Source organism: Paenibacillus sp. sgz302164, from assembly GCF_056120505.1.
The window spans coordinates 151,599-160,623 of the sequence record NZ_JBVYOL010000018.1; the positions used below are offsets into that span (position 1 = coordinate 151,599).

9 protein-coding genes are annotated in these 9,025 nt (G+C 54.4%); all 9 read right to left on the bottom strand.

Annotated elements, in window-relative coordinates; genetic code table 11:
- Nucleotides 1-32: 32 nt before the first annotated feature.
- Nucleotides 33-1,544: an NADH-quinone oxidoreductase subunit N gene (locus tag AC0LWT_RS26975; protein WP_474684376.1), complete on the bottom strand. Its 1,512-nt coding sequence runs from the start codon at nt 1,542-1,544 to the stop codon at nt 33-35.
- Between the two features lie 4 nt (nt 1,545-1,548).
- A complete protein-coding gene (locus tag AC0LWT_RS26980; RefSeq protein WP_474684377.1) occupies nt 1,549-3,171 on the bottom strand; it encodes a complex I subunit 4 family protein in 1,623 nt (540 codons plus the stop codon).
- Entirely contained in the window at nt 3,161-5,074 is a 1,914-nt protein-coding gene (nuoL, locus tag AC0LWT_RS26985) for an NADH-quinone oxidoreductase subunit L (protein WP_474684378.1), read from the bottom strand. The genes AC0LWT_RS26980 and nuoL overlap by 11 nt, the downstream gene beginning before the upstream one ends.
- A gap of 15 nt (nt 5,075-5,089) precedes the next feature.
- The gene (gene nuoK / locus AC0LWT_RS26990) at nt 5,090-5,401 is read right to left on the bottom strand and encodes an NADH-quinone oxidoreductase subunit NuoK (RefSeq protein ID WP_474684379.1); all 312 of its coding nucleotides are present in this window, start codon (nt 5,399-5,401) and stop codon (nt 5,090-5,092) included.
- A 3-nt stretch (nt 5,402-5,404) separates the two neighbouring features.
- Nucleotides 5,405-5,935 (bottom strand): NADH-quinone oxidoreductase subunit J, encoded by a 531-nt coding sequence (locus tag AC0LWT_RS26995; RefSeq protein ID WP_474684380.1) that lies wholly within the window; start codon nt 5,933-5,935, stop codon nt 5,405-5,407.
- Nucleotides 5,928-6,380 carry an NADH-quinone oxidoreductase subunit NuoI gene (gene nuoI / locus AC0LWT_RS27000; protein ID WP_474684381.1) on the bottom strand — a complete coding sequence of 151 codons (453 nt, stop codon included), beginning with the start codon at nt 6,378-6,380 and terminating at the stop codon, nt 5,928-5,930. Before nuoI ends, AC0LWT_RS26995 begins: the two co-directional genes overlap by 8 nt.
- A gap of 13 nt (nt 6,381-6,393) precedes the next feature.
- On the bottom strand, nt 6,394-7,398 hold the full coding sequence (gene nuoH / locus AC0LWT_RS27005) for an NADH-quinone oxidoreductase subunit NuoH (RefSeq protein WP_474684382.1): 1,005 nt from the start codon (nt 7,396-7,398) through the stop codon (nt 6,394-6,396).
- On the bottom strand, nt 7,399-8,499 hold the full coding sequence (locus AC0LWT_RS27010; protein WP_474684383.1) for an NADH-quinone oxidoreductase subunit D: 1,101 nt from the start codon (nt 8,497-8,499) through the stop codon (nt 7,399-7,401).
- Between the two features lie 3 nt (nt 8,500-8,502).
- On the bottom strand, nt 8,503-9,025 hold a 523-nt coding region (locus AC0LWT_RS27015), incomplete at its 5' end, for an NADH-quinone oxidoreductase subunit C (RefSeq protein ID WP_474684384.1).

The following is a 9,025-nucleotide window of genomic DNA, read 5'->3' on the forward strand; positions in this document are numbered from 1 at the left end:
TTACGCGGGAAAAGGCTCAAATAGAATGCCGTTTACATCATTATAAAGTCCTTGGTCAGGCTGAAAATCGATTCAATCCCTTTCAGGACAAGGTGCGGGACAAAGCCGAGCGCAACGCCGGCCAGCGCGCATATCCATACCGTAATGCCGAGCGGCAGCGGCACTTTCACCTCGGTAGACTCGTAATCGGTGCGCATGAACATTTGTCTCACGACGCCGAAGTAATAATAGAACGAAACGACGCTGGTGGCAATCATAAGCGCGCCAAGCCAGTAATGCTGCGTCTGCATTGTGCCCAAAATAATGTACAGCTTCCCGAAAAACCCTCCCGAAACCGGGATGCCTGTCAAGGAAAGCACGATCAGCACCATGGCCAGAGCCGTCCAGGGCGCACGGTAATACAACCCTGCAAAACCTTTAAGCTCGGTATGTCCCTCGGCTTGCTCAACGATCATCAGTACGGCGAAAGCCCCGATGTTCATGAACAGGTAAGCGATCAGGTAAAACATAAATTCGGAAAAGTTGGCGAAATGCGCAGCCGAGAAATACGCGCTGATCGGAACGAGCAGGTAGCCCGCATTCGCGATTCCCGAATAGGCCAAAAGCCGTTTGATATTCGTCTGTTTAAGCGCAATGAAATTCCCGGCCACCATGGCGATGGCCGCCGTAACGGACAAGGCCAGGAATACGTCCGCCTGAATCTGGCTTTGCCCGAAGCTGTTGAAGCCGAACAGCAGGTAGACGATCCGGAACAAAATCGCGAAGCCCGCCGTTTTGGATACGACGGCCAGGAATGCCGAGACCGGCGTCGGCGCGCCCTGGTACACATCCGGGGCCCAGCTGTGGAACGGAGCGGCGGCGATTTTGAAGCCGAAGCCCGCCAGCAGCAGGAAGAAGGACACGTACAGCAGCGGCTCGTATCCCGGCAGCAGCTGAGGCAGCGCCGCCCCGATCTGCGACAAATTCGTAGAGCCGCTCATGCCGTACAGGAACGACATGCCGTACAAAATAATGGCTGAGGAGACGCCTCCCATTACGATGTACTTGAAGGCTCCTTCGTTCGACTGGTTGTTCTTTTTCTTCATGGCCACTAGCAGGTAAGACGTAATGCTGAGCAGCTCCAGCCCGACAAACAGGGTAATTAAATCGCCGGAAGAAGACATAACCATCGCGCCTAATACGGCAGGGAGCAGAAAATAGTAGTATTCGCCGACATGCGGGATGTCGTCTTCCTTCACGGAGCCCAGGCTCATCAGGATGACAAAGCCGGTTCCCGCCAGCAAGACGAGCTTGAACAAATTAGAGAAATCGTCCACCCGATAACTCATATTGAGAAGTTGAACCGGCTCTGCCGGATTCAATTGAAGAATGACGAACAACGCCGAGACGGCAATGCCGACAAGCGACAGCCATCCGATTACAGAGCGGCCGACCGTTCTGGGCAGGATCAAATCCAAGAGCGACAGGACGATCGCGGCGGCAACGAGCGAGAGCTCTGGAAGAAGATGCGATAAATCGGCGACATGGAGTCGTAGCTGTTCCACCGGACTAACCTCCTATCTTCCCGGCTGCGCTTTGGATCACCTGATCAAAGCTGCCCAAGGTTTGTTGCAAAAGCTGGCTAAGCACGCTGGGGAATATGCCCAGCAGCAGAATGAAAGCTACCAGGGCGATCATCGGCACGGCTTCGATCAGCCGCGCATCCCTCATTCCCTGTACGCGCAGCCCCTCGTTCGGAGGTCCGTACGTGATGTTCAACACCCCTCGAAGCACATACACCGCCGCTAAAATAATGCCGAGCGCACCGACAACCGTATAGACGGGATGCGTTTGGAAGAGCCCCAGAAAGGCCAGGAACTCGCTGATAAAACCGGACAATCCCGGCAGCCCGAGCGAGGCCATGCCGGCTACCAGCAGGATGCCGCTCATGAAAGGCACCGAGCCGGCGAGGCCGCCCAGCCTGTTGAGCTGCGTCGTCTCGGTTCGCTCGAAGATGCTTCCGACCATCAGGAACATAAGCGCAGAGATCAGTCCGTGCGAGACGAGCTGGAACACGGCCCCCTGCAGCCCGCTCACATTAAAAGCGGCGAGGCCGAGCAGGACGATGCCCATATGGCTGATACTTGAGTAAGCCAACACGAGTTTGAAGTCTTTTTGCACGATGGCCAATATGGCTCCGTACACAATATTGATGACGCCAAGCAGCGCCAGCATCCAGGCCCATTGCTTCGCTTCCGCCGGGAAAAACAGGATGCCAAACCGGATCAGGCCGTAAGCGCCCATTTTCAGCAAAATGCCGGAGTGGATCATAACGACCGACGGCGGCGCTTCCGTATGCACCTTAAGCATCCACGTATGGAACGGAAAAATCGGCAGCTTGATGCCGAACGCTACGAGGAGCATGATGAACAGCGTCCATTTCATGCCGCTGCTCAGGTAAAACGGCGTATTCGGCTGATTTACCAGCGCCGCCGGGTCCTGCAGCAAATTATGGGCAATCGTATGAATGTCCCCGCTGTAATACACGATCGCTTCCGTCTGCGACTGCACCTGGCTGAAACCGGCCGTGCTGACCAGAATCAGGAAAGCGATCAGCATAATGGCCGAACCAAGACCGTTATAGATCAAAAAGCGGTTGGCGGCTTCTTCCCGCTTGATATAGCCCCAGATTCCGATCAGGAAGAACATCGGCACGAGCGTAGTTTCGAAGAAGAGGAAGAAGAGAAACAGATCCTGCGCCATGAACACGCCGAACATCCCGGTTTCCAGCAGCAGGAACAAGATGTAGAACGTCTTCCAGCGCTTCTTGATGTGTACGGATGCCAGAGCCGCCATCGAAGAGATCAGCGCCGTCAAAAAGACAAGCGGCAGCGACACGCCGTCCACGGCCATCGAATATTTGAATTCGAAGAAATATTGGGTTAATTGCTGAATGCCTTCATGATTAAGCGGCACTGTAATCCAGCTGTGCTGCTCCTGATATTGCAGGGGCTCGCCCTGATAGTTGTAATCCACGTACAGCCATGCCGCCAAAATGAGCGGAATCAATGTGGCAGCTATGGAAATCGTTTTGATCAGATTGCCTTTCTCCTGACGGACAAAGAGCAGAACCAGAACCCCCAGCAGCGGTGAAAAAGCGATTAAGCTTAAGATCGGCAAATTAACCAGCATGGATGAATCTCCTTCCCGCTATGGCGAGCGCCAGAATCAGCATACCCAGAACGGTGATCAGTCCGTAGGTTTGCAGCTGCCCGTTTTGCAGGCGGGCGCCCAAGCGGCCGAGACCGACTACCGCAAAAGCGCTCAGACGCACGATGCCGTCGATGATATACACATCTATCCATTCGAGGATAAAGCCCAGGCCGCGAAGCGGTCTGACAAACACCCCGTCGTAAGCCTCATCCACAAAATATTTCCGGTACAGCAGCTTATGCAGACCCGGAACTTTGGCGGAAAAGAAATCTTCGGGCAGCGAGCGTTTCAAATACATCAAGTAGCCCAGGCCGATTCCGAGCAGGCCGGCAAGCGTCGACAGCGCCATGACCGTCCAGTTCGCGGACGCCGCGTGTTTATCGCCTGTCAGCCAATGGCTCAGCCATTCATTGGCCGGCGTGTTGACAAAGCCGGCGACGACAGCCAACACGGCAAGGACGATCAGCGGCATCGTCATCGAAGACGGCGACTCATGCGGCTCGTGAGCATCATGCCGGCCATGATCGTCAGCCGCATGGCCCTTGGCGCGAGAAGTGCCCATGAAGACAAGGAAGAACAGCCGTGACATATAAAATGCGGTAAAGAACGCAGCCGCTATCCCGACCCAGAACAGCAGTTGATTGTGTTCGAAAGCCTCGGTCAAAATGAGATCTTTGGACCAGAACCCGGAGAATGGCGGGATTCCGGCGAGCGCGAGCGAGCCGACGGCAAACGTCCATGTCGTGATCTTCATTTTGCGGGACAGCCCGCCCATTTCATGAATGTCCTGCGTATGTACGGCATGAATCACGCTTCCCGCCCCCAGGAACAGCAGCGCTTTGAAGAAGGCGTGCGTGAACAAATGGAACATTCCCGAAGCGTAAGAAACGCCGATGCCCAGCCCCATCATCATGTAGCCAAGCTGACTGACGGTCGAATACGCGAGAATGCGCTTGATATCGTTCTGCGCGACGCCGATCGTCGCAGCGAAAATCGCGGTGAAGCCGCCGACATAAGCGACGACAAGCAGCGCATCCGGCGAAGCGTGGAAAATATCGAACGTGCGCGCCACCAGGTACACCCCTGCGGCAACCATCGTTGCGGCGTGAATGAGCGCACTGATCGGCGTCGGGCCTTCCATCGCATCGGGCAGCCACGTATGCAGCGGGAATTGGCCCGATTTGCCGATGGCCCCGACAAAAATGAGAACCGCGATCAAGGTGACGATCGCCGGATCGATTTTCCCCGTCGTAAATGCGTTATGTATGGAGCTGAAATCCAGCGAATGTCCGGGCATATACCAGAACAGCAGCAAAATGGCGAGAAATAAACCGACGTCCCCGATACGGGTTACGATAAAAGCCTTTTTGGCGGCCGCTTTCGCTTCCGGCTTGAAATACCAGAATCCGACCAGCAGGAAGGAGCAGACGCCCACAAGCTCCCAGAAAATGTAGAGCTCCAGCATATTTTCGGAAATAACAAGGCCCAGCATCGAGAACGAGAACAGGGCGATGTAGCTGTAGAATACATGAATCCGTTCATCGTCTTTCATGTAGCCTTTGGAGTAAATATTGACGAGCAGGCTGACGAGCGTCACGATAACGAGCATGAGAGAGTTCAAATTCGTAACTTCGAATCCCATTTTGATCGTGACATCGCCCACTCTGAGCCAATCCAGCTTATCCCACGTATACCCTTCGACATTGCCCCCGAGACGCTCCAGGAAAATAAACAGCGCCACGATAAATGACGCGGCCATCGCGGCAATGCTGAGATAAATGCCCAAGTCTTTCAACTGTCGTCCCATAGCCGTAAGCGCTAGAAAAGCCAGCAGCGGAAACAGCGGAATGAGCCATGCGTATTGTGAATAATCCGATACCATGTCCTTTTCAGCCTCCTAGCGCTTCATAGAATCCATTTCGGTAACGTCCGATGTTCCCTTATTCCGGTATAGAGAAATAAGTATCGCGATGCCGACGGCAGCTTCCGCCGCAGCGATCGTAATATTAAAGAGCGAAAAAATTTGTCCGGTAAGTGCCGGATGGTCGCCAAGCTTGGAGAATGCCACCAGGTTCAGGTTGACCGCATTCAGCATCAATTCGATGGATAACAGCACGATAACCCCGTTTCTCTTGGTCAAGGCCCCGTACAAACCGATGCAGAACAAAATCGCTGCCAGAGTCAGGTAGGGAGTGATTACAGTTCCCATCCGCTAGTCCTCCTCTCTTTTGGCGATGACGATTGCACCGATAAAGGCCACCGTCAACAGCACGGACATGATTTCAAAAGGAATGACATGCTCGTTATAGAGCAGTTTGCCGATTTCGAGCGTGTTGTCTTTGCCCGCGTCCAGTGTGCCGTTCGCGATGAACGTCGTTTTTTGAATCGCATAGAACAAAATTCCGAACAAACCGACTGCGCCCAGAATAGACAGCCCTTCATGCCACGGACGGCGCGGCTCCTCCTCTTCGCCATGTCTGTGCTTGGTCATCATGATGCCGAAAATCATCAGAATCGAGATCGCGCCCGCATAGATCAGCACCTGTACGAAAGCGACGAACTCCGCCTCCAGAATGACGTAAAGCCCGCCAAGACTTATAAACGCAAGGGCTAGCGAGATGACCATGTGAATGACCTTGGTAAAGCTGATCATGAAGATAGCGCCGCCGATCGCCAGCAGTGCGAAGATGAAGAAGGCCCAACTGGATCCGCTCGATAGAAAATCGCCAATTCCGCTAAACATCCTTTTTGGCGCCTCCTTTCGGCATGGCCGAGTTGTTCTCCTTGCGAATGTTGGTGTTGTTGTCGTTCAGCCATTGCAAGTTTTTGAACAAATCGTCCCGGCTGTACGTGCTGAGCTCAAAATTGTTCGTCATCACGATCGCTTCGGTCGGACAAACCTCCGTGCACAGATCGCACAGGATGCAGATTTCAAAGTTAATGTCGTACGTATCGATAACTTTCCCTTTTTTCTCCGGGTCCGGATTCGCTTTGCCCGTCAAAGTGATGCACTCCGTCGGGCATATTCGCGCGCACTGATTGCAGACAATGCATTTTTCCGGATCAAAATGTTGAATGCCACGGAAGCGATCCGGCATTTCGAGCGGGACGTCAGGGTATGCGTAGGTGATTTTTTTCTGGGTCATGCTTTTGAACGTTACGCCCAAGCCTTTCATTAAGCCCTTCACTTGTCAGCCCTCCTTAAAAAATGCTCATATAGATCGCCGTGACGAAAATGTTCGCCAAAGCCAGCGGGAGCAGCACTTTCCAGCCGAAACCCATCAGTTGATCGATGCGCACCCGGGGCAGCGTGCCGCGAATCCAGATCAGAACGAACACGATGAAGGTGAACTTCAGCAAAAACCAGATAATGCCCGGCACAAAATCAAGGAACGGCAGCGGCGACTGCCAGCCGCCCAGGAATAGCAGCGCCGTCAGCGATGCGATGACGAATACGTACACATACTCCGACAGCATGAAGAAAGCGAAGCGGAAGCCGCTGTATTCGACGTGGTAACCGGCGACCAGTTCCGACTCCGCTTCCGGAAGGTCGAACGGCGTCCGGTTCAGCTCGGAAATGCCGGCAATGACGAACACGATAAAGCCGATAATTTGCGGCAGGAAGTTCCAATGCCAGAAGCCCCCGGCCTGCTGATCTACAATAGTATGAAGGTTGAGCGAGCCCGTCATCATGATGACGCCGATCACGGATACGACCAGCGGCACCTCATAGCTGATCATTTGCGCAGCCGAGCGCATGCCGCCGAGCAGCGCGTACTTGTTGTTCGACGCCCACCCGCCCAGGATGATGCCGATCGTGGAAATTCCCGTCAGCGCCACATAATAGAGCAGCCCGATGTTGAGATTGGCGTTGAACAGCTTGTCGGAAAAAGGTATCGCCGCGACGATCGTGAACGAAGGGATGAACGTAATGACCGGCGCCAGTATGAAAAGCTCGCGCTCCGCTTTTTTCGGAATCGTATCTTCCTTGATCAGCAGCTTCAAAACGTCAGCTACGGTCTGCAGCAGTCCGAGCGGACCGGTCCGGTTCGGACCGATGCGAAGCTGCATCCAGCCCAGCACCTTACGCTCGAAGTAGATCGCATAGGTGACGAAGCCAAGAACGAGCATCAGCATGACGACGCCCCAAAACAGGAAGATGAAAAAGTTCGTCCAAGTCAGATTTTGATTCAGCAAATCCATCATTTACGCATCGACCTCCCCGACGACAATGTCAATTCCGCCAAGAATGGTAATGAGGTTCGTCATCGTTTCGCCTACGAGCAGTTTGGGCAAAATTTGCAGATTCACAAAGGAAGGCCTGCGGAATTTCAAGCGGTATGGCTCCTGTTTGCCGCGGGAAATGATGTAGCAGCCGATTTCGCCGCGCGGCGACTCGATGGCGGCATACACTTCGCCCTCCGCCGGGCGGAGCACTCTGGGCACCTTGCCCATCGTTTCGCCTTCGGCCGGGAACTGCTCCACCGCTTGCTCCAGAATGCGCAAGGATTGGCGAATTTCTTCCAGCCGGATGACATAGCGGTCGTAGCAGTCGCCGCCGTCCCTAACCGGCACATCGAATTCAAAGCGGTTGTACAAGCTGTAAGGCTGCGTTTTGCGGATGTCCCAATTTACGCCGGTACATCTCAAATTCGCGCCGCTGAGGCCGTAAGCGATAGCCGTCTCGGCATCGTATTTCCCTATTCCTTTGATCCGGGACAGGAAAATTTCATTGCCGCTGACGAGATTATCGTACTCGTCCAGCTTGCCCCGCATGTAAGGGACGAACTCGCGCACTTTGTCGATCCAGCCTTCCGGCGCATCCCATTTCACGCCACCTACCCGCATGTAATTGTATGTAAGCCGGGCGCCGCACAGCTCATTGAACAGATTGATAATGATCTCCCGGTCGCGGAACGCGTACAGGAAAGGGCTCATCGCCCCGATGTCCAGCAAATAAGTTCCCCACCACACCAGATGGCTGGCGACACGTTGAAGCTCCATAACGATCAGACGGAGAAACTCCGCCCGCTCGGGAACTTCCAGCTGCATCAGCTTCTCTACGGCGTGGACGAGCACGTAATTGTTGGTCATAGCCGACACGTAATCCATCCGGTCCGTATATGGAATAATTTGCGTATAACTTAAATTCTCCGCCAATTTCTCGGTTCCTCTATGCAGGTAGCCCATCACCGGAATTGCTTCCCGAATGATCTCCCCGTCCAGCTTGACGATTACGCGGAACACTCCGTGCGTACTAGGATGCTGAGGGCCTACGTTCAACAGCAGTTCTTCTGTCCGTAACAAATGCTACACCTCCGGGTCCAGCGGTTCGTAATCTTTGCGGAGCGGATGTCCGACCCAATCGTCAGGCATCATAATTCGGCGCAAATCGGGGTGTCCCGGAAAATCGACGCCCAGCAAATCGTAAACTTCCCGCTCGTTCCAGTTCGCCGTCGGCCAGACCGGCGTCACGGACGGAATGCTTGGCTGATCGCGGTCCGTCTTGACCTTCACGCAGTACTCGCGGTTATACGGGATGGAAAGCAGATGGTACACAACTTCCAGATGCGTCTCCTGATCGACACCTGCAAGATTGCGAAGGTAGTCGCATTTCAGCTCTTCGTGATTTTTGAGCGCTTCGGCCGCCTGCGGCCAGCGCTCGCGCTGGATGACCACGTAAGGACGGTGGCCGTCCCTTTCGTTGATAAAGCTTTCGACGACAGCGTCTTCGCCGGCGCTGTCTTTCAAGATCGCCACCAGCCGGTCCAGCAGCGGCTGGTTCGGCGACGGCTCCTTCGGCGCAGCAGGCTCCGCGTCGCCGTCTTTGGCC